The sequence below is a fragment of the Planktothrix rubescens CCAP 1459/22 genome (assembly GCA_904830895.1).
Taxonomy (GTDB): Bacteria; Cyanobacteriota; Cyanobacteriia; order Cyanobacteriales; family Microcoleaceae; genus Planktothrix; species Planktothrix agardhii.
This window is the reverse complement of sequence record LR882958.1, coordinates 4,125,520-4,149,160: the sequence shown is the minus strand read 5'-3', so window position 1 is coordinate 4,149,160 and position 23,641 is coordinate 4,125,520. Positions and strand designations below refer to the sequence as shown.

At 41.7% G+C, this 23,641-nt stretch carries 19 protein-coding genes; 11 read left to right on the top strand and 8 right to left on the bottom strand.

Going from position 1 to position 23,641, the window contains the following annotated elements:
• Positions 1-111: 111 nt before the first annotated feature.
• The 3 genes from NMG86_RS19025 to NMG86_RS19015 all read left to right on the top strand — a co-directional run bounded on the left by NMG86_RS19025 (position 112) and on the right by NMG86_RS19015 (position 4,877).
• Positions 112-369: a helix-turn-helix domain-containing protein gene (locus tag NMG86_RS19025; RefSeq protein ID WP_026796273.1), complete on the top strand. Its 258-nt coding sequence runs from the start codon at positions 112-114 to the stop codon at positions 367-369.
• 177 nt (positions 370-546) lie between these two features.
• Positions 547-2,127: a DNA repair protein RadA gene (gene radA, locus NMG86_RS19020; protein WP_026796272.1), complete on the top strand. Its 1,581-nt coding sequence runs from the start codon at positions 547-549 to the stop codon at positions 2,125-2,127.
• A 113-nt stretch (positions 2,128-2,240) separates the two neighbouring features.
• Positions 2,241-4,877, top strand: coding sequence for a sensor histidine kinase (locus NMG86_RS19015; protein ID WP_043939089.1), 2,637 nt, complete (start codon positions 2,241-2,243; stop codon positions 4,875-4,877).
• 212 nt (positions 4,878-5,089) lie between these two features.
• On the opposite strand, the gene NMG86_RS19010 is transcribed toward NMG86_RS19015, so the two are convergent.
• A complete protein-coding gene (locus NMG86_RS19010; protein ID WP_026796270.1) occupies positions 5,090-6,328 on the bottom strand; it encodes a SidA/IucD/PvdA family monooxygenase in 1,239 nt (412 codons plus the stop codon).
• 48 nt (positions 6,329-6,376) lie between these two features.
• On the opposite strand from NMG86_RS19010, the gene NMG86_RS19005 reads away from it, so the two are divergent.
• From NMG86_RS19005 to NMG86_RS18985, 5 genes are all read left to right on the top strand, one after another.
• Positions 6,377-7,507: a metal ABC transporter solute-binding protein, Zn/Mn family gene (locus tag NMG86_RS19005; protein ID WP_043936789.1), complete on the top strand. Its 1,131-nt coding sequence runs from the start codon at positions 6,377-6,379 to the stop codon at positions 7,505-7,507.
• 9 nt (positions 7,508-7,516) lie between these two features.
• Positions 7,517-8,281, top strand: coding sequence for a metal ABC transporter ATP-binding protein (locus NMG86_RS19000; protein ID WP_026796269.1), 765 nt, complete (start codon positions 7,517-7,519; stop codon positions 8,279-8,281).
• A gap of 12 nt (positions 8,282-8,293) precedes the next feature.
• A complete protein-coding gene (locus tag NMG86_RS18995; RefSeq protein ID WP_026785611.1) occupies positions 8,294-9,133 on the top strand; it encodes a metal ABC transporter permease in 840 nt (279 codons plus the stop codon).
• Between the two features lie 145 nt (positions 9,134-9,278).
• A complete protein-coding gene (locus NMG86_RS18990) occupies positions 9,279-10,250 on the top strand; it encodes a CobW family GTP-binding protein (RefSeq protein WP_026785612.1) in 972 nt (323 codons plus the stop codon).
• Positions 10,247-11,320 (top strand): WD40 repeat domain-containing protein, encoded by a 1,074-nt coding sequence (locus NMG86_RS18985; RefSeq protein WP_026796268.1) that lies wholly within the window; start codon positions 10,247-10,249, stop codon positions 11,318-11,320. The genes NMG86_RS18990 and NMG86_RS18985 overlap by 4 nt, the downstream gene beginning before the upstream one ends.
• Positions 11,321-11,455: 135 nt before the next feature.
• On the opposite strand, the gene NMG86_RS18980 is transcribed toward NMG86_RS18985, so the two are convergent.
• Entirely contained in the window at positions 11,456-12,322 is an 867-nt protein-coding gene (locus NMG86_RS18980; protein WP_026796267.1) for a lysophospholipid acyltransferase family protein, read from the bottom strand.
• Positions 12,323-12,543: 221 nt separating this feature from the next.
• On the opposite strand from NMG86_RS18980, the gene NMG86_RS18975 reads away from it, so the two are divergent.
• Positions 12,544-13,524 carry an ABC transporter ATP-binding protein gene (locus NMG86_RS18975; RefSeq protein ID WP_026796266.1) on the top strand — a complete coding sequence of 327 codons (981 nt, stop codon included), beginning with the start codon at positions 12,544-12,546 and terminating at the stop codon, positions 13,522-13,524.
• A gap of 164 nt (positions 13,525-13,688) precedes the next feature.
• Here the strand turns inward: NMG86_RS18975 and NMG86_RS18970 are convergent, their stop codons facing one another.
• The 4 genes from NMG86_RS18970 to pedR all read right to left on the bottom strand — a co-directional run bounded on the left by NMG86_RS18970 (position 13,689) and on the right by pedR (position 16,437).
• Positions 13,689-14,153, bottom strand: a complete 465-nt coding sequence (locus NMG86_RS18970) for an ABA4-like family protein (protein ID WP_026796265.1) — start codon at positions 14,151-14,153, stop codon at positions 13,689-13,691.
• Positions 14,154-14,496: 343 nt separating this feature from the next.
• Positions 14,497-15,780 carry a histidine--tRNA ligase gene (hisS, locus tag NMG86_RS18965; protein WP_026796264.1) on the bottom strand — a complete coding sequence of 428 codons (1,284 nt, stop codon included), beginning with the start codon at positions 15,778-15,780 and terminating at the stop codon, positions 14,497-14,499.
• An 18-nt stretch (positions 15,781-15,798) separates the two neighbouring features.
• A complete protein-coding gene (locus NMG86_RS18960) occupies positions 15,799-16,110 on the bottom strand; it encodes a hypothetical protein (RefSeq protein WP_026785617.1) in 312 nt (103 codons plus the stop codon).
• A gap of 24 nt (positions 16,111-16,134) precedes the next feature.
• A complete protein-coding gene (gene pedR, locus NMG86_RS18955; RefSeq protein ID WP_026785618.1) occupies positions 16,135-16,437 on the bottom strand; it encodes a photosynthetic electron transport-dependent transcriptional regulator PedR in 303 nt (100 codons plus the stop codon).
• A 402-nt stretch (positions 16,438-16,839) separates the two neighbouring features.
• On the opposite strand from pedR, the gene NMG86_RS18950 reads away from it, so the two are divergent.
• Entirely contained in the window at positions 16,840-17,070 is a 231-nt protein-coding gene (locus tag NMG86_RS18950; RefSeq protein ID WP_026796263.1) for a photosystem II protein, Psb35-related, read from the top strand.
• A gap of 113 nt (positions 17,071-17,183) precedes the next feature.
• On the opposite strand, the gene NMG86_RS18945 is transcribed toward NMG86_RS18950, so the two are convergent.
• On the bottom strand, positions 17,184-17,564 hold the full coding sequence (locus tag NMG86_RS18945) for a diacylglycerol kinase (RefSeq protein ID WP_026796262.1): 381 nt from the start codon (positions 17,562-17,564) through the stop codon (positions 17,184-17,186).
• Positions 17,565-18,003: 439 nt separating this feature from the next.
• On the opposite strand from NMG86_RS18945, the gene NMG86_RS18940 reads away from it, so the two are divergent.
• Positions 18,004-22,368, top strand: coding sequence for a non-ribosomal peptide synthetase (locus NMG86_RS18940; RefSeq protein ID WP_026796261.1), 4,365 nt, complete (start codon positions 18,004-18,006; stop codon positions 22,366-22,368).
• A gap of 29 nt (positions 22,369-22,397) precedes the next feature.
• Here the strand turns inward: NMG86_RS18940 and NMG86_RS18935 are convergent, their stop codons facing one another.
• Complete coding sequence (locus tag NMG86_RS18935; RefSeq protein ID WP_026796260.1) at positions 22,398-23,624, bottom strand: acetate kinase; 1,227 nt, start codon at positions 23,622-23,624, stop codon at positions 22,398-22,400.
• Positions 23,625-23,641 lie beyond the last annotated feature (17 nt).

Sequence of the window (23,641 nt, the reverse complement as noted above, 5' to 3'; positions counted from 1 at the left end):
TGCCAATTCTAGCAATTATTTAGGTATAATCGCTCTAATATTTCAGATTTGGGTACGGAAACTTCTAGCTCGTCCCAGTAGGGTGTAGTTGTTAAATCTTTATTAAAATAAATGACTATTGAAGAAGCAGTTCTTTTCTTAGACTCAGTTCACAAACAAGAGCATCTCAACGATGTTCACATATTGGTATTGCGGCAGACTTGGGAAGGACGCTCTTATCCAGAGATTGCCAAAAGCGCTGGTTATGACGCCGAATACATTAAGTTCGTTGGCTTTCAGTTATGGCAAGTTCTCAGTCGGGTATGCGGAGAAAAAGTCACCAAGAGTAACGTTCAGTCAGTTCTGCGACGAAAAGCACAACAGGTATAAGTAAATATCGCACTACCAAATAGCAAAATTAATAACAATATAAACGCACAAATCAAGCTGAGTGGTGCGATCGCCCTTTCTTTATCCAACTGACACAAACGCGATCGCCTGTATCATTAATGAAAGCAGCAGGTTGGATTATCAGGAGCGATCGCCCTCTACTATTCTAGGTAAACAATGGCAAAGTCTCGCACCCTTTATGTTTGTCACGAATGTGGCGCCGAATTTCCTCAATATTTTGGCAGATGCTCCGCTTGTCATGCCTGGAATTCCCTAGAAGAACAAGTTGAACAACCCGCGCCTACGCCTTCCCAACGCTTTAGTTGGAGTCACCTCCCGGGAGAAAACCCAGAGGGTCTACCGTCCGCCACTAAACCCGGACAACCTCGTGCTTCTTTTCTATTATCCCAAATTTCTGATCAATCCCAATCTCGAATGCCATCGGGTTATGCAGAATTAGATCGGGTGTTGGGCGGTGGTATTGTGCCGGGTTCTTTGGTATTAATTGGCGGTGAACCCGGAATTGGTAAGTCTACCCTGTTATTACAAGTCGCCCATATTCTCTCCCACACCAAGCGGGTGTTATATGTCTCGGCGGAAGAATCGGGACAACAGGTAAAATTGCGATCGCAACGTTTAGAAGTTGCTACCGATAGCGAAACCGAAACCGAAACCGAAACCGAAACCAAGCCAGAAAATGGTAATCAACATCCCCCAACCCCAACAGCAGATCCCTTTACCGAACAACTTAAAAATCGTCACCCCAAGGTAGAATCTGCGGCTACTCCCATCACCGAACAAGACCTATATTTACTTCCTGAAACTGATTTAGAAGTGATTTTAAGAGAGTTAGAATCCCTAAAACCGCAGTTAGCAGTAATTGATAGTATTCAGACGGTTTTTTTCTCCAGTCTGACCTCTGCACCGGGTTCGGTGGCGCAGGTGCGTGAATGTACTTCCGCCTTAATGCAAGTAGCTAAACGGGAAAATATTACCCTATTAATTGTCGGTCATGTCACCAAAGATGGGGGCATTGCCGGGCCGCGGGTGTTAGAACATTTAGTTGATACGGTATTATATTTTGAAGGCGATCGCTTTGCTTCCCATCGCTTATTACGTTCGATGAAAAACCGTTTTGGCGCCACCCATGAAATCGGGGTGTTTGAAATGGTCGCCCATGGATTAAAAGAAGTTTCTAATCCCTCAGAATTATTTTTAGGAAATCGAGATGACTTTTCCCCTGGAACCTCAACGGTGGTAGCTTTAGAAGGAACTCGGCCGATTGTGGTGGAAATTCAAGCCTTAGTTAGTCCAGCCAGTTACGGTTCGGCGCGACGGGCGACAACTGGGGTAGATAGTGGCCGATTATTACAAATTCTAGCGGTTTTGGAAAAACGGGTAGGGATTCCCCTGTCTAAATTGGATGCTTATGTGGCGTCGGTGGGGGGTTTAAAAGTTGAAGAACCTGCGGCAGACTTAGGGATAGCGATTGCAATTGTAGCGAGTTTCCGCGACCGGGTAGTTGACCCTCGGACGATTTTAATTGGGGAAATCGGTTTAGGGGGACAGGTGCGCCCGGTGTCTCAATTGGAATTACGGTTAAGGGAGGCGGCCAAACTGGGATTTAAACGGGCGATTATCCCTAAAGGTCAGAGTCCGGCGGATTTAGGGTTACAAATTATTCCGGTAAGTAAGGTGATTGATGCGATTATTGCTTCCATCCCCGCCCAACCTCCAACCATGAATGATGAATTCTGATCGCAGGCCAATTAAATCAAGAAAAGCATCTAATTTCAAGAGTGAACTATTAGTATATATACAGAAATTAAGACTTAAGTGGTAATCAAAAATAATTCCTACTACTAATATTTATGATCAGCTTACTCACAACCAAAATGAAATTCCTTAAACGCACTCAGGTCAAAACTAGCCGATACTTAGTTATAGTTAGTTTCATAGCAGTATTTTATTGGATAGTTGGCAAGGTGACGGTTGAATATTTAATCTTGGGTTCCACCCAAGCCCTATTCTGGCCGAATGCGGGAGTCGCCCAAGGAATTATTCTGTTGTGTGGTTATCAATATTGGCCAGCAATTACCCTGGGGGCGTTTTTTTCCCTAATTGCCACTGACCAAATGCCTCTGTTTATTGGGGTATTGTCTAGTTGTGGTGTGACGTTACAAGCCTGTTTAGTTAGTAAATTACTCCATCGCATTGACTTTTCTCCCCAACTCAAACACCTCAAAGATGTTCTGGGACTAATTATTTTAGCGGGAATGATTGCTACGCTGATTAATCCCACTCTTACTATCCTCACAGCTTGTTTGAGTGGTTGGCTACCTTGGGAAGATTTTACCCAAATTTGGATTGGTGGGTGGTTAGGAAGTGCTACTGGGGTATTAGTTATCACCCCAGTATTATTAACCTGGGGTAGCGAATTTCAACGGTATTACTATCGCTATCAAACTCCTGCTTCCCCGGTCTGGTCTTTTCTCAACGCCTTATCCCAAAGTTTATCCCTGGGTACAACTAGATTACGCCTTTCTGAACGCTCTCCTGGGGATTTTTGGTTACGTCAGTTAGAAGTTGGGGTTTGGTTGTTCCTGTTATTGGGCCTAAATTGGTTTGTATTTTGTTCTCGAACTCGGTCGGCATTTATCGGTTTTCCCCTGGAATATCTGCCTTTTCCGTTTTTTGTTTGGGCTTCCTTACGATTTGGTCAACGGGGAACGGCTATTGGTCATTTGATCACGGCTAGTTTTGCAGTTTGGGGAGTAGTACGGGGAAGTGGGCCGTTTATTAGTCGTAGTACGGATACCCCTCAAATTTTTTCTCTACAAGCCTTTATCCTGATTATGGCAATTACGGGGTTAGTTTTGGCCGCCACGGTGACAGAACGCCAACAAGCAGAAACTCGCCTCAGAAACAGTGAAACCAGTTTAGCAAATGCTCAACGGATTGCTAAGTTGGGTCATTGGGATCTGAAAATTAGCAGCTATGAATTATTTTGGTCGGATGAACTCTATCGGATTTTAGACACAACCGCTAAGTATGTGAAACCGAGTTTTCCCCAATTTTTGGAATTTGTTCACCCAGAAGACCGCAGTTATGTCCAAAATTACCTTGATCAAGCCTTATTTCAACAAAAACCTTATTGTATTGATTATCGGTTAAAATTAGCCTCCGGTGAGGAGCGGATTGTTTTTGAACAGGCGGTAATTACCGGGAGTCATATTACTAGCACAATTCAAGATATTACAGACCGGAAAAAGGCAGAAATTGCTTTACGGGCTAGTGAAGAAAGATTCTCAAAAACCTTTAGTGCTAGTCCGATTGGAATTAGTATTATGACTCTGGTAGATGAACTATTTTTAGATGTTAATGATAGTTTTTTACGTCAAATTGGTTGGGAGCGAGAGCAGGTACTAAATCACACTCCAGAACAACTGAATCTGTGGGTTGATTCTCAACAACATCTGCAACTTAAAAAACAATTAAAAAGTCAAAATCAAATTGGTAATATTGAGTTAAAAATTCGCCAAAAATCAGGAATTATTAGAAGTTGGTTGGTGTCTATTGAATTAATTGATTTAGGGGGAATTGGTTGTTTATTGATGATGGCTAATGATATTACGGAGCGTAAACAAGCGGAAGAATTAAAGATGGCGAAGGAAGCCGCCGAAACTGCTAACCATGCTAAAAGTTTATTTTTAGCTAATATGAGCCATGAATTAAGAACTCCCCTGAATGCAATTTTAGGTTATAGTGAATTATTAATAGAAGATGCCCAAGAGTTACATCAAGATGAATTGGCCGGAGATTTAAAAAATATTTATGTAGCGGGACAACATTTATTAACTTTGATTAGCGAAATTTTAGATTTCTCTAAAATTGAAGCGGGTCGGATGAATTTTCATTTAGAAACCTTTAAAATTGCTACCCTACTTTGGGAAGTGGAAACTACTGTTGCTCCTGCTGCGGATAAGAATTCTAATCAGTTTATCCTAGAGGCGGAAGAAGGTATAGACTTGATGCACACCGACTTAACTAAAGTTCGTCAATGTTTATTAAATCTTCTGAGTAATGCCTGCAAATTTACAGAACAGGGGAAAGTGATTCTGAAAGTTTGGCAAGCAGGAGGAGACGGGTCTAATCAGAATATTGATTTGATCTTAGATCCAGAATTTATCACGGTTAATGATGAAGAAATAACGAATAGTGCTTGTTGTCTTCCTGATGTTCCCAAAAGCTGTTCAACGGTGATTATTTTTCAGGTGATAGATACTGGAATTGGCATGAGTCCTAAACAGTTAGCAACGGTTTTTAGTCCCTTTACTCAAGCGGATGAAACCACAACTCGTCGTTATGGAGGTACGGGTTTAGGGTTAACTATTACTCAAAAATTATGCCAAATGATGGGAGGAGATTTATCGGTTACGAGTGAGTTGGGAAAAGGGTCTACCTTCACGATGAAACTTCCTAAAATTCTGCGTTGTTTACCCGAATAAGTAGGGCTTGCTGAAAAAAGGCGAAAAGCCAGAACAGACGGGAGGAGAAGACAAGAAAAAATGAATCAGGTGTAAGGGATGGTTGTAAAATAGGGCAAAAACCTTGCATGAGTCGGTAAAAATGTTGTTACCGTTGAATATATCGACCTGCTCACTGAGATTATGAGTAAACTTTATGAGCAGATCGAGCAGTGACCCTGATGCTGACAAAATTATACCCGTGAAATACTGGATTTTGTCAGTGCTCGAACAATACGATCGCTCGCCATCCTTGCACCTGATAGATTTCGTGCCGTTGGTCCCACCCGCAATGCGGCTAAACCACCCATAACAAATAGCTCACAACAAGGCCAGCGCAGGTATTCATCCACAACAGGTAATCCGTTCACAATCTCGGTGGGATAAATATCTAGAACATTTTTAAGCAAGGGATGGTTTGTCGCATCTATTTGGTTTCCGGTCGCTAACCAAATGCGATCGATATTCTGATGGTGAATGCACTCATGTATAGCTGGATGATCACAAAAAATCTGCCAGCTATCACCATTCCATTGGGCTTTAGACACCTGACACTGCTCATAAAACACAACACGCCGATCACGTTCTAAACGCCGTAGTTGAGTCAGCATAGCAGGAGTCATCGAGCCACCATTGCGTGCTTGCTGAATCATAGAATAGCGAATCTGTAAATTTGGTTCTGCCCAGAAATTTTTGAGGTATTTAGGGCCAAGCCAACCTGGGTCAGCATCAAACAACTTCTCGTATATGGTTCGTCGTGACATGAGTAAAACCTGTGCGCCTCGTTGAATCGCACCAACTGCTAAATGTCCACTGGTTAACCCACCTCCAATAATCAGAACTTTTTCACCCTCAAGTGTTAAGTTTCTTAAGTCAATAGCATGAGAATGCAGCAGGCGCTCAGGTGGGTAATTCTGGGGAATTTTCCCGACCCAATCTGGGATATGAGGTTTTCCACCCCCGTTAGCTATAACAACTCTACGGGCGACAATTGTTTGACCATTGGATAATTCTAGACAAAATCGGGGACGACGATGATTGTTTAACGGTTCCACCCGCACAACAGCAGCCGAATACACACAACTCTGTAACGCAGAACGACGAATCACTTCCTGACAAAAATTTTGAAACAACCGAGTTCCGGGCAAATCGTAGGGCGGAAATAATTCGTTAGGGCGGGAGGCCGCAAAGGTGCGAAGTGCATGAGGATCGGGATCGGGCTGGTGTACCGCAGGCGACCTGAGATGAGGAATTTCTAAGGCGGCAAACTGATGATTCCATTGACTCATCCAAGTGCCACTGGGGTCGAAAACTAGGAAACGTCCTCGCATCGACTTTTTCTTTTGCAGTAAGTGGGCTACCAGTGCTAGGGCATGAGGACCCGCTCCCACAATCGCAATGTCTATGAATTCTGGTAGAGAATCATTTTTCACAGCTTGTGTTATAAAATAAACGAATGATAATCATTCTCATTTTATTTTATGTTAGCACCTGAATCTCCTATATTGGAAAATCCAACTGCTAAGGCTGTGTCATCCAGTCAGCCTAGTAAAATTGTTCGTCAATTATCCGTTGTAGTCGTGTCGGCGATCGCACTCGGTTTAGGAAGTTGTACAGCTAATGCCCCCTCAAATAATTCCAATGCTTCTCAAACGGCAGCAACAGCAGATGAGTTGCAGGTGGTAACAACCTTCTTGCCCATCACACAATTTACCAAAGCAGTAGCGGGCGATCGCGCACAAGTTATTCAACTACTACCGACAAATGTAGGTCCCCATGACTATCAGGCAAAGCCAGAAGATGTACAGAAACTGGCTAAAGCCGATGTTTTAGTTCAAAACGGTCTAGGGATGGAGGAATTTTTAGACAACCTGATTAAGAACGCTGAAAATGCCAACTTGAAAGTGATTGATTCCAGCCAAGGAGTACAGACGATCGCCACTGAAACTATTGAGGGACACGATCATGGACATGAATCAGGCGAGAAGCAGGAAGAAGCCAAACATACTCATGGAGAATTCAACCCTCATATCTGGATCGATCCGAAACGGGCAATTCAACAGGTAGAAAACATTCGAGATGGGCTAATTGCAGCCGATTCTAGTGGGAAAGAGATTTATACTGCTAATGCCACCGCTTATATTCAGCGCTTGCGAGACTTAGATGGGGAAACCACTAAAATGCTGCAACCCTTTGCAGGTAAGACATTTGTTGCCTACCACGACTTTGCGCCATACTTTGCTGCCAGCTACAACTTAAAAGCCAAATTTCTGGTTGATCTGCCAGAAGGAAACCCATCTCCCAATGACGTAAAACGGGTCATGGATACCGTCAAGGCGAGCAATTTAAAAACCTTGCTGACGGAACCCCAGAGTGGAAAAGATGCCTTTGCAGGATTGGCAAAAGATTTGAATGTGCGGGTTAGCACGTTTGACCCGATGGAAACTGGGGGAAACGAGGCGTTGCAACCCGATTATTACATCACCACAATGCGGAAAAATGTCAAAACTCTGGTGACGGCGTTCACTGGACAATCAACTCAATCCTTCGTGCCCATACAGACACTACAGCCTGTTGCGGTTGTGCCACAGCAAGTTTGGGTAAGGTTTTAGGAGGTTTACATGAAAGAAATTGTACTTGCAGTTGAACGCCTGACTGTTTATCGGGAAACAACCGCAGCAGTGGAGAATGTATCGTTTTCTTTGTCAGCAGGTATAGACACTGCGCTTGTCGGGCCTAATGGCGCGGGCAAAACTACGCTGGTGCAAGCCATTCTGGGAATTTTACCTCGACAAGCAGGTAATGTATTTATACTAGGGCAACCCCTAAGTCCCAAAGGGTTTCTGCCACCCAGCATCCGTCAACAAATCGCTTATCTGCCCCAAAACTTTCTGTTCGATCGCCGCATTCCTATAACGGTAGAAGAACTGGTAGGTTTGGGGTGGGACTCTTTGAGGTTTCAATTACCTTGGGCAAACCACAGAAAACGCCGCTATGCTGTGCGAGAGGCATTAGCAAGGGTTGAGGCGGCACACCTGGGAGATCAATTAATTAGTGGACTTTCCGGCGGTGAAATGAAGCGAGTTTTACTGGCATACTGCCTCGTTCACCCGCGCCGATTGTTAATTCTTGATGAAGCCTCTGCTGGCTTAGATGTGCGCGGAGAATCAGAGTTTTATCTACTGCTGTATCAACTCAAGCAGGAGCAAGGTTGGGCTATTTTGCAAATTTCTCACGACTTGGATATGGTGCGACGACAGTGCGATCGCGTCCTCTGTCTAAATCGTACATTGCTGTGTCAGGGAACTCCAGGTGTGGCTCTGTCTCCTGACAATCTTTCTGCTGCCTACGGAACAGAATTTGTTCGATATAAACATCATCATTAATTTGCCATCTCCATGTCTTTCCCATCAGAAATCACTCGCGTCATTGAACTGTTTCAACTGCCTTTTATGCAACGGGCATTTATCGGCGGCATTCTTACAGGGATAATGGGTGGGCTTTTAGGAAGTTTTACGATTTTACGACAGTTATCTTTCTTCAGTGATGCACTAGGACATTCTGCCTTGTTAGGCATCAGCATCGGATTTTTATTAGGACTCAATTCCTCTGTGGTTCTACTGCCATTTTCTGTGATTTTTGCCTTAGCGGTGTCTTACCTGCTAGAACGCACTCGTCTATGGACAGATGCGTTGCTCAATATTATCTATTCATCATCATTAGCGATCGCCATCATTACCCTCAGCTTTGTCGGACAATACAAAGGTGGACTAAATAATCTTTTGTTTGGTGATATTTTAGCCGTTCAAGAGCTAGATTTAGTTTTTAGTGCAGTATTGTTAATCATCTGCATTGTGTTGCTTGGATTGACGTTGCGAACACAAATGTTACTGACTTTGCATGAACCCTTAGCGATCGCTCGTGGAATTCCAGTATCAACTCATCGCACAGTATTTATTGTGTTGTTATCGCTAGTAGTCGGAATCTCGATTAAGGCGATCGGTGTATTGCTAGTCAGTGCGTTTGTAGTAATTCCAGCTTGTGCTGCACGGCTACTAAGTCGCACATTTACAAGTTATGTATTGCTATCAGCAGCAATAGGAGCAGTGAGTGCTGTATTGGGAATGGTGGTTTCAGCCTGGTTTAATTTGCCATCTGGCCCCAGTATTGTGACAACACAATTAACTATTTTTATAGTTGCCATGACTTTACCTCGTTTTAATTCACTGGCTCACTGAATTTAGATATTTATGTCTCAACAACGTCTCTACACAAAGTTGCTGCATGGGGTCTTCAAGAGCAGCCTTGATCAAATTCCTCACATCTTGCTTTTCCGTATATAATTGAGAATGATTATTATTCTTACAAGTAGAGGTATGGCGTATGGTTGCTGCCGATATCCCAAGTTCCATCCCTGTGACTGTCCTGACTGGCTATCTGGGGGCAGGGAAAACAACACTCCTCAATCGCATCCTTACTTATGAGCATGGCAAAAAGGTTGCGGTGATCGTCAATGAGTATGGGGAAGTGGGCATCGACAATCAGTTGGTGATTGATGCTGACGAAGAAATTTTTGAAATGAATAACGGCTGCATTTGCTGTACGGTGCGCGGTGACTTAATCCGCATCATTAGCAACCTGATGAAGCGGCGCAACAAGTTCGACCATTTGGTGATTGAAACCACCGGACTAGCAGACCCCGCACCTGTGATCCAAACTTTCTTTATGGATGAAGATGTGCGATCGCAAACTAGCCTGGATGCTGTAGTCACAGTCGTAGATGCTAAACACATTCACCAACACTGGGATGCGGATGAAGCCATTGAGCAACTTGCCTTTGCGGATGTGATTTTGCTCAACAAACAGGATCTGGTTACACCTGAAGAACTGGAGGCGTTAGAACAGCGCATCCGCTCAATGAATGCAATGGCAAAGATTTACCGCACACAAGATGCTCAGGTAGAGATGGACAGCATTCTGGGGGTGAGAGCTTTTGATTTAAGCCGCGCCCTGGAGATTGACCCCAATTTCTTAGGTGAAGATGCCCACGAACACGATCAAACTGTGGGGTCAGTGGCGATCGCCTCTTCTGGGGTGCTGAATTTCAATAAGATCAATAACTGGATTGAAGAAATACTGAGGAATCAAGGAGCCGATATCTTCCGTATGAAGGGCATTCTCAACATTGAGGGTGAGAATAACCGCTTTGTATTTCAGGGTGTGCATATGCTGTTTGATGGCAGACCGGATCGCCCCTGGAAGCCAAATGAAACCCGCAAAAACGAATTGGTTTTTATTGGTCGCAATTTAGATGAAGCACAGCTAAAAGCAGGGTTTAAAGCGTGCCTGATATGAAAACAAAAACAAAACTAGAATTCAAAGAAACCTGGCGAGGTGGCTTGTCAGATTATGTCACGGCGATCGCGTGGTCGCCTGATCGTAGCAATCTGGCGGCTAGTTCTGCGGCCGGCGAAGTATCGTTATTTGCAGCCCCAACCTTTGGGGCAACTTCTCTACAAGGTGAAACTGGGCAATCTGTAGACTGCTTGGCGTTCTCGCACGATGGGCAATTTCTGGCAATTGGAGGGCAGGATGGACAGGTTAAAATCTGGTCGCTTCAGTCAGAGGTACCAGAACTAATCACTACCCTAAAAAACAAATCTGTTTGGGTTGAGTGCCTCTGCTGGAGTCAAATAACTCATCAACTTGCTTTTAGTTTAGGCAAATACGTTCAAATCTGGGATGCAGACACCTGTGAAGTGGTAACAACGCTCAACTTTGAATCCTCAACAGTGCTAGATCTAGACTGGCGCAGCGATGGCAAGTATCTCGCACTGAGTGGCTATCAAGGAGCTAGAATCTGGGATGCGACTGACTGGGACGAAGACCCAGAGGTGTTAGAAATTCCCTCTGCGACAGTGGCGATCGCTTGGTCGCCTAATAATAAATTCATCGCAGCAGGCAATTTAGATAACACGCTCGCGGTCAGAGAGTTGGATAATCCCTATCCCTGGGTTATGCGTGGCTTTCCTGGTAAAGTACGGCAACTAGCATGGTCACAAATGCCCACTAGCATTGGCGTGCCAATGTTAGCCTCCTCTAGTGGATCTGCTGTCGTAGTATGGGAACGCGATCAAGATGAGCAGATAGGTTGGGCAAGCCAGATGTTAGGGAATCATTCTTCGACAGTACAGGCGATCGCCTTTCAGCCTAACTCACTTTTACTGGCATCAGCAGCAGAAGATGGTTGGGTTGCCCTTTGGCATCGAGGGACTCGCCTGATTCAATCTCTAAAAGGAGCGCCCAATGGCTTCTCCTGCCTCACCTGGCATCCCCAAGGACATAATCTTGCCGCCGGAGGACTTAATGGTGAGTTACTCGTGTGGTCACTTCATGAGCGGGGTCAGGGTTTTGGTAGGCGATGAACACTTTTCTGTTACTTTTTCAGCAAGCCCTAAGTAGAGACGCGCGATGGCACGTCTGTACCAGTCATCAGTTCACCTCTGTAATTAGAAATTATCATTGATAACTGTACTAAATTATAGTTGCGAAAGGGAATTTCACTGCGTGACTAAATCATCCAGTTGCTGTTGCATTGCTGTTTTCACTTGTTGATAACAAATATCTACATACTCCCGGTCATTGGCTGCGTCCCGTCCATAGCGTTCAAACTCAATCGCTGGACAAATGTGAATCCTGATTTTAGCCGGAAGGGGAAAATTCGGTAAAGGCCCAATTCCTAACCCCCAAGGTAATCCCAAATAAATCGGAAATACCTCTGGGTCAAGACCTAATAACCAAGGCATTCCTAACTGATGGAGTTGTTTTACCCAGTCATAAATATCTGTTAACACAATTAGGGTATCATGGGCACCCGATGAAATCACTGGAACAATTGGGGCTTTCTCCCGCAGGGCTAACTTAATAAACCCTTTGCGACCGGCGAAATGAATTTGATTGCGTAACGCATGGGGCCGAAATACATCCTCACCGCCCCCCGGATAGACTAAAACCGTCGCATCCTGTCGCAATGCTGTCATTCCCATGCGGGGATGGGCGATAACGGCTCCACAACGCACCGCCGATGTCGCGACTTCTGGGGCCACCTGCCAGACTTTCGGGTGCATCAGTCCATAGAGTAATCTTTCAGTTCCGAACTGACGACACCAAGCGTACAACCCCATAAACATATCTGGTGCGGCTAAACCCCCATTATGGGAACCCACCAACAACATCTTATTTTGGGGCGGGAGATTCTCCCAGCCGGAGGTTTGGACTTGAAAATAATGGTCATAGAACCAACCCAAAAACGGCATCAGGGATCGGATATATTCAGGATCACGATCCTGTAATGACCAACCGGTGAAACGGGGATTCTCCTTTGGGTTGGGAGATGGATTACTGTTGAAGAAGGGGTTTAAAATCACGGAACGGTAAACTTTGCCTCCGTCAAGATACTCTGGTTTTGAGGAAATTTGATCTTAATTAAACCACAAAAAAGCAGGGAATGGGCAATGGGCAAAAAGATTTTCTCTCGTAGTGAGGGCTTTAGCCCTCAGAATAGCCCTAAAGGGCTTACTACGAATTTCTTCTGTTGTATTAAAATAGAATATAACCGCTTAAATATTGTATCTAATCCGTAACGCTTATGAATTGGGCTATCGAGGTCAAAGATTCAGCTTCAATGTCTTCGTTAAACCCGGTGGTGGCAACCCAGAATTTGGGAAAATTTTATCGCACGGGTTTTTGGATGAATCAAAAGATTGAATCCTTAAAAAGCTGTACTTTAAGCATTTATGCGGGAGAAACCTTTGGTTTGTTAGGACAAAATGGGGCAGGGAAAACCACATTATTAAAAACCTTATTAGGCATTGTTCGCCCAACATCAGGATCGGCTATCTTATTAGGTAAACCAATTGGCGATCGCCACATTAAACAGCGAGTAGGCTATTTACCAGAAAATCCCTATTTTTATGATCATCTCACCGGATGGGAATTTTTAGAATTTGCCGCCGGACTATTTCAAATTCCGAAATCTATTCAACGTCAACGCATTCCCCAATTATTAGATTTAGTCGGATTAGCAAAAACCGCCGCCATTAAAAAACAAATGCGCCAATATTCTAAGGGAATGTTACAACGGGTAGGAATGGCGCAAGCTTTAATTAATAATCCAGAAGTGGTATTTTTAGATGAACCGATGTCAGGACTTGACCCGATGGGACGGTATCAAATTCGGGAAATTATCTTATCTTTAAAAGCACAAAATAAAACGGTTTTTTTTAATAGTCATGTTTTATCGGATGTGGAAAAAATTTGCGATCGCATTGCTATTTTAGCAGAAGGTGAATTAATTAGCATGGGTTCTTTGGATGATTTATTGGGAACAACTCAAACTTATATTGTTAAAGGAAAAGGCGGAGATATTAATATTCTGCAAAATTGCATATCTGATTTAGAAAGGGATCAAGATTATTGGAAGGGACATTTAAAGGGTGATCCTGAAGCCTTTTTTGTGGTATTAAAAGAAATGAATGCTCAACTATTGAGTTTGAATTTATCTCGATTAACCCTAGAAGAATTTTTTATGCAAAAGTTAAAAGAAAGGGGGATTCATGCCAGTGGTTAAAGGTAATATTTAAACTATAGCAATCCTAAATCGGTCGTGGTAGGGGGTAATTCATGAATTACCCCTACAGTCAGGGTTAAATTTGAAAAAATCTGTTCCCCATTACCTATTCCCCATTACCTATTACCTATTCCCCGTTCCCTTCTAATACTTTTATTATAATATTAAGAATTGGATACGGGGTTAATTTCAGAGGAAGACTGAGAGAAAAATAATTTACTAATCCAAGTGGTTAGGATATGGGACAATAATCCTAACGGCCCGGCAAATAAACAAAAGGCTAGGGAATGGGTAGTCCAAATTCCGGTTTTTTGTCCATCCCAATAAATCCAACGTCCGACAAATAAATCCATAACCAAAAAGTGAATCCATCCCGTTGCTGCGGCGTTTTCATCGGCAAAGAAATGGGCAATATCTGATAATTTGGGATTAGATAAAGCGGCGGCATTTTCGGGAGTAATACTACTAACAAACAGGTATAAATAAACGCAGGCTAACAACACAAAGGGAAAATAGGACTCCATGACTTTTCGGGTAACTCCCCAGTTAGGCAAAATAATTATTAATGCCCAAAAGGGAAGGACAAAAATATTGGCGACGTTAAAAATTTGATCAGTTGCAATAGTCATGGTCAGAATTTCTCAGATCAAGGGTTAAAATATTCCTATTCTAAAATATTTTTAAAATTTCAGCCACTTTCGGGAAATTCATGTTATGCTACGGGCAAGTTAATCTAGCTGACTTTTTGCTATGAATGCTCACGATCTGTTTCTGTTATTGATTTTATTGTTCCCAGGTTTAGCCCTATCTATTATTATTATGGGAAGCTTTGCCGCCGGAGGTTAAGAGGTATTTTTTACCCCACTATCGGGTGCGTAGGCTTTATGCAACACGCACCATTCGATAATTTTTGATTTATGATGAGGCAGAGCCTCAATATAGCATTCCAATGCAGAGCATTGGAACGAGGGATTAGGTTTTTTTTAAAGATTGGATTTGTTGGCGAAATTGATCGATTTCATCAAATAAATCCGATTGGTTAAGGGTTGTTTCTTCTCCGGTTTTTAACCATTTTAACTTCAGAGTTTGCTGTTCGGCTTCCGCATCTCCTAATACTAAACAAGCGACAGCACCACTGCGGTCAGCCCGTTTAAACTGTTTACCGAAGGCACTTCCACTTAAATCTAGTTCTACCGCAAAGCCATTGGTACGCAATTTTTGAGCTAGAATTAAAGCCTGAGATTCGGCTAAATTGCCCTTAGAAACGATATAAAAATCTAAGGTAGAACCAGAAAGAGAGTTCAATTGTTGTAACAGAATCACTAACCTTTCTAACCCGATCGCCCAACCGACGGCCGGAGTTTCTGGCCCCCCTAATTCTTGGACTAAACCATCATAACGACCGCCCCCACAAACCGTAGCTTGAGCGCCTAAATCATCAGAAATAATCTCAAACGCCGTATGGGTATAATAATCTAAACCTCGCACTAATTGAGGGTTCAAACTGTAGGGAATTTCTAACGCCGTTAATAGCTGTTTAACTTGTTCAAAATGAGCGCGAGAATCTTCTCCTAAATACTCTAAAATACTTGGAGCATTCTGAACAATTTCCTGCGTTCGTTGATCTTTACTATCTAAAATTCTTAAGGGATTTCGAGATAAACGATCTTGAGAATCTGGATCTAATTCCTCTTTATATTGGCTTAAATAATCAACTAAAGCTTGACGATAGGCTTGGCGATCGCTTGAATTTCCGACGGAATTTAAGTTAAGGTTTAAATTCTTTAATCCCAAGGTTTTTAATAAATTTGTGGCGATCGCAATCACTTCCACATCAGCCCTAGCATCCCGACTTCCTAACACCTCAACCCCAATTTGATGAAACTGTCGTTGACGTCCGGCTTGGGGTCTTTCATAACGAAACATCGGCCCAGTATACCATAACCGTTGCGCCCCAGATGTGGCGTGGAGTTTGTTTTCAATCAAGCTGCGAACGACTCCGGCTGTTCCCTCTGGACGCAGGGTAACAGAGCGTTCACCTCGGTCAACAAAGGTATACATTTCTTTCCCGACAACATCCGTCGCTTCCCCGATACCCCGTTCAAATAAAGCCGTTTGTTCAAAAATTGGGGTGCGAATTTCTTGATAATTTGCCTTAAATAAAACATCCCTAGCAATAGATTCAACCCATTGCCAATATCCTATTTCATCAGGCAGAATATCCCGTGTTCCTCGTAATGCTTTAATTAGTTCCATTGGTTTCTCAATTAATCGTTAGTCCTGTGGCGGATCGATTGTTTCCCAGACGCCATAACGATCGTTATAATACGCCAAAATTTGATCAATCTGTTCACGAATTTCTGGATTTTGGCTGTGATCATATTCAATCCATAAACTACCCACTTGACTTTGGGTATAATCAAATTCTGGCGGGATTTGATCGGGACTAATCTGAGTTGGAATTAACCCCGTGTCCACTCCTTCCACCTGTCGTAAATGGGCAGCAACTTCCCGATAAACGGTTAAGGGAAGTTTCGGACAGCGAAATTGATAGCGAAGTTTTTGTTTTTGTTTAACTGTTTGCATTCAAAATTAACCTATTTTTTTCTGCTATTCTACTGAAGAAGAAATGATCACTTCTGTTTCATCCTCAGTGGTCACAACTGGTAGAGAACAGCAATTAATATCATCCAGACAAACCTTGCCCCATTGCAACGCCCAACGCACTAATGAAACTCGGTTATCGGTGGCAGTTTTTGTCAGAATGTTACTAATATGATTGTCAACGGTACGCTTACTAATTTCCAGTTTTTCTGAAATTTCTTGATTGGTTAATCCACTAGCCACTAACTCTACAACTTGCACTTCTCTATCTGAGAGAGAAACAGGTCTGCGAGAATTGCTTTCCGTCATATTAGCTTCCAATTTCTGCATAACTACCTATTTATTATTCTAAAGGGAACCCGTCAACAATATCCTTTATTTGATCAAACTCAGGAATTTCTAATTAACTCTGGGTTTACAAGACATAACTGGTATATGTCAAATTTAGCAGAAATGCTTATCACTTTTTTGTTAATTTTTCTTGATTTCGGCTGTACTTAACCATTGACTGTCAACCGTTACTTCTTGGTTGTTGCTTCTTCGCGAGGAAGGACGCCCCACTCCCCCTGCTCCCCCTGCTCCCCTGCCCCTCAAGAACAGGTACGGTAAACACGCCAAAAAAAATTTGTCAAGCTATTGCAATATTTTTTAACTATCTGTTACAATCGTTTACATAAAGAACAAACTAAGTCAGCTTAGGAGAAAAATAATATGTTTACCGTTTTAATCTCTTTATTTATCGTCGGTTGGGTTGCTGCTGCTCTGATTGGGACTCAGGCTTACTTCCTGGGTGAACAAACCAAACCCATTCACCAACGGAACTGGAATTCTGCCTCCTTCGAGCAAATTGCCCAGTCCGTCACTGGCCAAGAAACTGACTACGCTGTTCGCGTCCCCGCCTATAGTTTGGATGCTTACGCCAGCAATCATTTAAGTAATTAATTTTCTAAACCTCAAGCTAAAAAGACAAAAAATAAGTAACGTTTTTACCCCCTCAATTAGTGGAAAATTGAAGGGGTATTTTTTGTAAGAATTAAGTAGAAACCGGGTTCAAATTAACGTTTCAATGAGTTCCAGATATGACTCAGTTCGATAATTAAAATAGTAGCCCAAACCAAAATACTAATTCCGGCGGCGGCGGCGGCAATATCTTTAATTATCCGAATGCGTTCATCTAGCTGTTCTTGCATAAAATCGCATAGGGCTTCGATGCAGCTATTAAACAATTCAGCAGTGAGCATCAGTCCTGTTCCTAACAGAATCAGAGTAAAATCTATCCATTCACGAAAAACAAAGCAAAGACCTAATACAAAGATAGATAAAATCATCTTATAGGCAACGCTAAAATCAGACACGACTGCAAAATAGAGTCCTGATAAGATAACTTTAAACTTTCGGATCGGATGATAGCCGGGTGGACGAAATTTTTTACTCATAAATATTAATCAAAATTACTGAAAGACTCCTGAGAATAAACCTCCGCCATTAACTTCAGTCTTGAAGTTCAGGAATATGCTCATTTTCATAATGCTCGATCTCTGTGTGGGTAAGCACTACTCAAATATAAAGCTTTTGTCGATTAGTTGAGAATCAAATTTTATTCAGAAACCGTTCCGATAATTTATTGTTGTGTATAGGAATTAAAAATATGCCAACATTCAGTGGCGATCGCCCAATATTCTTTCGTATGAACTACTAATATTTTAACCTTTCTACATCTTCATCGGTTAATTCAACGTTATCCGTTTTTAAACTTCCCCACAAACGTTCCCACACTCCATCAGGAACATCAGGACGAGGACGCAATTCTTGAGATTTAGATTAAGATTGCAAGTTAGTCTAAAATTGAGTTGTCATTTAGTCCAAACTACAGTCATGAAAATTGAAAAGATCAGACTCTATCAAATCAAACAAAAGTTGCCAACTTTTTTTAAAACCAGTTATGGCGTAAATACCCACAAAAATTGTATTTTAATCTCTGTTCATAGTCAAGGTTTAGTAGGTTGGGGGGAATGTGTCGCCTCTGAACATCCTTCATATTCTTATGAAACGGTGAAAACCGCAAGGCATATCTTGGAGGATTTTTTGATTCCCATTGTGATGCAATCTGATCTTGAGACTGTTGATGATTTGCCAGATTTTAGCTCAATTCGAGGGCATTTCATGGCAAAAGCAGCCCTTGAAAATGCGTTGTGGGATTTATTGGCTAAATCACAGAATGTCTCTCTTTCTCAGATGATTGGTGGTGTAAAAACTAAAGTTGAGATCGGATCTAGTATGGGGATTCAAAAGGATATACCAACTTTATTGGATCAAGTAGCTACAAGATTGCAGAATGGCTATAAGCGAATCAAAATTAAAATCAAGCCGGGATGGGATATTGAACCTGTGGGAGCGATTCGAGAGTATTATCCAAATATTCAATTAATGGTTGATGCTAATAGTGCTTATACCCTGGCAGATACTCCATTATTTCAGGAGTTAGATTTATTTAATTTGCTGATGATAGAACAGCCCTTAGCACACGACGATATTATTGATCATGCTTCGTTACAGGAGATCATTAATACGCCGATTTGTTTAGATGAAAGCCTTTATTCTGTTGAACAAGCAAGGCGAGCGATCGCTTTACAAGCCGGGCGCATTGTTAATATGAAAGTTGGCAGAGTCGGAGGGTTGCGCCATGCTCTGGAAATTCACGATCTGATGGAGACATCGGGTTGGCAAATGTGGTGTGGAGGTATGTTTGAAACACCAATTGGGCGGATTGTCAACCTACATTTGGCGACTAAAGCCAATTTTACCCTAGCAAACGATATTGACGTTTATAGTCTCGGCAATTCATGGCTTCAAGATGAATCTTTTGTGCGAAACAAACAAGATTCAACCGTAGCTGTGCCAACAGGTGCGGGTATAGGAGTTGAGATTAATTACGAAACCCTAGCTCAACATCAAATTTCCCAAGTCAATTTTGAGCAAACCCACTACTTCTCTCATCAAAAAACCGTTGTTTCGACAGCGAAAGACGAAGATAACGAGACACAAAGACCAGTTTTTTTACCAAATCCTACACAAAATCTGCCTTTTCGCTGGTTTGGTGCGATACATGAGTCTTTTGAGCAACAAGTAGAAAGAGTACCCGAAAAATTAGCCCTTGTTGGTGCTGACATCACCTTCACCTATCAACAATTAAACGAATTAAGTAATCGAATTGCCCATTACCTTCTGGAACATCAACTAGAGGGAAAATTAGTGGTTATTTATGCGTCATTGTCACCGTTTTTGGTAGTTGCTTTGCTAGGAATCCTCAAAGCGGGTGCTGCTTTTATGGTTTTAAATAAACTCTATCCTGTGACACAATTATTGAGGTATTGTCAATTAAGTGACCCAAAAGCGTTGATCTGTTTGGAAGTTGCTGGGGAGTTACCAGAAGCCTTACAGGAAATTGCACCTAAAGTACAACTTGATTTACCACAACAACTTTACCAAGCAGAGGAAATTTTAGGTCAGTATTCGATAACGAATCCCAATCGGATTATAACTCCTGAGCAATTGGCTTATATCGTTTTTACATCTGGCTCTACAGGTATCCCTAATGGCGTTGTGGGTACTCATAGCCCCGTTACCCATTTTATTGAGTGGCAAATTCGCACATTTGGCTTGACTAAAGAGGATCGTTTTAGTAATTTAGCCAGTATTGCCCATGATATTTTATTAAGAGATATTTTTACTCCATTATCATTAGGAGCAACCTTGTATGTGCCCAACCCCTTGGATGAATCCTCAATCAGTTTAAATTTAGGGGAATGGATGCGAGTCAATAAAATATCTGTTGCCCATCTTACACCCCCCACAGGACAACTACTCACCATTACAAATAAGCCTCTACCTGATTTGCGCTATCTCTTTTTTGGTGGGGACAAATTGCCCAATTCCCTAGTCAGTCAGTTGCAAAAATTGACAGTTAATTTGAGTTGCGTCAATTTCTATGGGACAACAGAAACACCTCAAGCGATGAGCTACTATATCCTATCACCGCAGAAAATGACATCTGCGATCGCGCCCATAGGACAAGGTATAGATGATGTCCAAATTTTATTATTAGATGACAATAATCAATTAGTTAAAATCGGTGAAAAAGGGGAAATAACTGTCCGCACCCCTTATCTTTCCCAAGGTTATTTAGATAATTCTGTTTTAACTCAGCAGCGTTTTATTACTAATCCTTACACAGAAAATCCAGGCGATCGCATTTACAAAACGGGTGATATCGGCCGATATTTGCCTAATGGAGATGTGGAAATTTTAGGAAGACGGGATAATCAAGTTAATGTGCGCGGGTTTCGCATTGAGTTGGATGAACTTGAGGGGATTTTGTTAAAATACCCATTCGTTAAAGAAGCGGCGGTAAAATTGATTGAAGAGGGGGAAAAACAGTATTTAGTAGCCTATATTGTCGGTCAAGAGGGGCTAGATTTATCGCTGTTGCAAGTTTATGTCAATGAACGCTTGGTAAACCGAGTAAAATTGAATATATTTGTTCAGTTAGAGGCTTTTCCGTTGACCGTGAACGGAAAAATAGACCGTCATTCCTTACCCAGACCTAACTTTTCTAAGCGGGAATATGTACCGCCACAAACCGAAACCGAATCTTTATTAGTCAGTTTATGGGAAGATGTATTGCGGGAAAAAGTTGGTATTACAGATAATTTCTTTGAATTGGGGGGAGACTCTCTAATGGCGACTTATATTGTCCTTAACCTGGCAAAATTATCTGACATCCATCTATTACCGACAATACTATTTGAGTATCCTACTATTGAGGTTTTAGGGACTTATATTGATGGATTACAAAGCAATATTATTACCTATACCAACAACTATGTAACAACTTCAGTAACTTATGCTCCGGCAACTTATGCCCAAGAAAGGGTGATGAAATGGCTTGAGTCAAGTGCAGCTACATTACCTTATCATTTACCGTCTGTTTATCGGTTGCAAGGAACACTCAATATAGAGGCATTACAACAGAGTTTCGCTTACTTAGTCCAACGTCATGCCGCACTTCGCACCCGACTTTTGTGGAAAGATGATCGGTTGTTTCAATCTATCGAACCACAGATATCAATTGATTTTCAGATTAAGCAATTGTCAGATCAACAAACCATTGGAGATTATATCATTATATTTCTCTATCAAACCTTTGATCTTACTCAAGAACCACCCGTAAGAGTCGCTTTACTACAAATAGCTACAAATGAATATCTTGTGTTAATTGTCTTTCATCATATTATGGTGGATGGTCGAGCTAAACGTTTACTATTCAATGAATTGAATATAGTGTATCGTGATCTGGTGTTGGGCAAAGAACCATCCCTTCCCCCTTTATCATCTCAATATGTCGATTATGCTTACTGGCAACGTCATCTCCCCACTACTCTATTAGAGCAACATCGTGCTTATTGGTTGCCCCGTTTAGAGACTGTTACCGATACTCCTATCCTACCCCAAGATTATCCGACTCCAACGGTTCGGAGCTTCAAAACTGAGCAAATTCGTCAAATTTTGCCCCTACCATTGAGTGATGGCTTAAAGCAGTTGACTCAAAAAGAGCATACTACCTTATTTATGGGTTATCTCAGTTGCTTTTATCTGTTGTTATATCGTTATAGTGGTAATCGCCAGTTAGCCGTTGTTACACCGAATACAATGAGACCAGCGACTAATTTTAACGGCGTAGTTGGAGATTTCACTAATTACTTATTATTACAAATTGAATTAGGAAAACAACCGACAACCTTTCGAGAATTGTTGCAAAAAGTGCGCCGTATCACATCGGATGCTTATAAGTATCAATATGTACCTTTTGAACAGTTAGCCCGCGAAGCCTATCCCCATAGAGACTTTCTTCCTCATCCTCTTTGTCGGATTCAAATTAATATGATTACATGGGAACAGCCTTTTGAACTTTATGAGCTAAAATCGGAACGATACGCCCATGAAGAATCTGGCTATGCTTCGTCGATGGTGGTCAACTTTTTTGATCTGTCTTTTGTAATTCGCACAAAACTATTGCCAGTAGCAGATGAATCTGAACCCAAAACTCACTACATGATCCAGCTTAAATATCAATCGCAATTATTCAAAAAAGAGCGGATAAATCAATTTTTAGCTGATTATCAAGCTCTGATCCAACAAGTTGTCGCCCATCCTGACATGGCTATTGTTTTTCCTGAGTGAGTAGGTCGCCTCTATGTCTCCCTAACCCCTTATTGTTGTGCATAAGAATTAAAAATATGCCAACATTCAGTGGCGATCGCCCAATCTTCTTCCGTATGAACTACTAATATTTTAACCTTTGAATCTGCTGTTGAAACTTCTTGATCAACAGGCTGAGAGGCATTTTTTTCTAAGTCTAATTTTAAGCCTAAAAACTCCCATCCTTGACAAGCAACTTCTCGAACTTTTTCGGCGTGTTCTCCGACTCCGGCGGTAAAAACTAAGGCATCTAAACCGCCTAAATTAGCTAACATTTGGCCAATTCCCATTTTTAAGCGATGAATATACATCTCAAAAGCCAGTTTAGCTTGAGCATTTCCGGCGTTCATTTCTGTTAACACATATCGCAGATCGCCCGACTCCCCAACAATACCTTTTAACCCAGATTCTTTATTTAAAATTTGATTAATTTGCTGAATATCATATTTATATTGACTGATTAAATATAATACAATTGATGGATCAATAGAACCGCTTCTGGTTCCCATCATTAATCCTTCTAGTGGGGTAAATCCCATGGTTGTATTAATACTAATTCCATCTTTAATAGCGACTAAGGAACAGCCATTCCCTAAATGACAGGTAATTAATTTTAATAATTCTAAGGGTTTTCCTAGAATTTTCGCAGTTTTTTGAGCGCAATATTTATGGCTAGTTCCATGAAATCCATAGCGTTTGATTCCATCTTGAAAATATTGATAGGGAATGGGATAAACCGTGGCATAATCGGGTATAGTTCGATGGAATGCCGTATCAAAAACCGCGATTTGGGGAACATTTCCTAATAGGGTTTCTACGGCTTCAATTCCTTCTAAATGGGCGGGGTTATGACTGGGAGCGAGGGGAATTAAATCTCGAATTATTGACTTTACCTTTTGATCAATTAATGTTGCTTCTGAATAGTCTGAACCCCCATGGACAACTCGATGACCAACTATTGTAATTTCTGACAAATCATTTAATACTTTGGTTTCCCCTGAAATTAGGGTATTAAATAATTGAGCGATCGCATCTTGTTTAGACTTTAAATCTAAGGGATATTCTTGTTTTACCCCTGGAGTTTTTACGGTCATCAAACCTAATTCTTTTGAAGCTGTCCAATCAATATTGGCTTCCCAAATCGGATGTAAGGGATAGTCTGGTAATGCTGGTTCTTTAATTTCATACAGACAACTTTTTTGAGAACTTGAACCCGCATTTAATACTAAGATTTTCATAGGATAAGTTAAGTAGA

Bases quoted from the DNA above. Each gene is read 5' to 3' on its own strand.
- NMG86_RS18950 (WP_026796263.1), top strand. From the start codon at position 16,840: ATGTTTACCGTTTTAATCTCTTTATTTATCGTCGGTTGGGTTGCTGCT.
- NMG86_RS18995 (WP_026785611.1), top strand. From the start codon at position 8,294: ATGTCTTTCCCATCAGAAATCACTCGCGTCATTGAACTGTTTCAACTG.
- NMG86_RS19015 (WP_043939089.1), top strand. From the start codon at position 2,241: ATGATCAGCTTACTCACAACCAAAATGAAATTCCTTAAACGCACTCAG.
- NMG86_RS18940 (WP_026796261.1), top strand. From the start codon at position 18,004: ATGAAAATTGAAAAGATCAGACTCTATCAAATCAAACAAAAGTTGCCA.
- pedR (WP_026785618.1), bottom strand. From the start codon at position 16,437: ATGACGGAAAGCAATTCTCGCAGACCTGTTTCTCTCTCAGATAGAGAA.
- NMG86_RS19000 (WP_026796269.1), top strand. From the start codon at position 7,517: ATGAAAGAAATTGTACTTGCAGTTGAACGCCTGACTGTTTATCGGGAA.
- radA (WP_026796272.1), top strand. From the start codon at position 547: ATGGCAAAGTCTCGCACCCTTTATGTTTGTCACGAATGTGGCGCCGAA.
- NMG86_RS19005 (WP_043936789.1), top strand. From the start codon at position 6,377: ATGTTAGCACCTGAATCTCCTATATTGGAAAATCCAACTGCTAAGGCT.
- NMG86_RS18970 (WP_026796265.1), bottom strand. From the start codon at position 14,153: ATGACTATTGCAACTGATCAAATTTTTAACGTCGCCAATATTTTTGTC.
- NMG86_RS18975 (WP_026796266.1), top strand. From the start codon at position 12,544: ATGAATTGGGCTATCGAGGTCAAAGATTCAGCTTCAATGTCTTCGTTA.
- NMG86_RS18935 (WP_026796260.1), bottom strand. From the start codon at position 23,624: ATGAAAATCTTAGTATTAAATGCGGGTTCAAGTTCTCAAAAAAGTTGT.
- NMG86_RS18985 (WP_026796268.1), top strand. From the start codon at position 10,247: ATGAAAACAAAAACAAAACTAGAATTCAAAGAAACCTGGCGAGGTGGC.
- NMG86_RS19025 (WP_026796273.1), top strand. From the start codon at position 112: ATGACTATTGAAGAAGCAGTTCTTTTCTTAGACTCAGTTCACAAACAA.
- NMG86_RS18945 (WP_026796262.1), bottom strand. From the start codon at position 17,564: ATGAGTAAAAAATTTCGTCCACCCGGCTATCATCCGATCCGAAAGTTT.
- NMG86_RS18960 (WP_026785617.1), bottom strand. From the start codon at position 16,110: ATGCAAACAGTTAAACAAAAACAAAAACTTCGCTATCAATTTCGCTGT.
- hisS (WP_026796264.1), bottom strand. From the start codon at position 15,780: ATGGAACTAATTAAAGCATTACGAGGAACACGGGATATTCTGCCTGAT.
- NMG86_RS18990 (WP_026785612.1), top strand. From the start codon at position 9,279: ATGGTTGCTGCCGATATCCCAAGTTCCATCCCTGTGACTGTCCTGACT.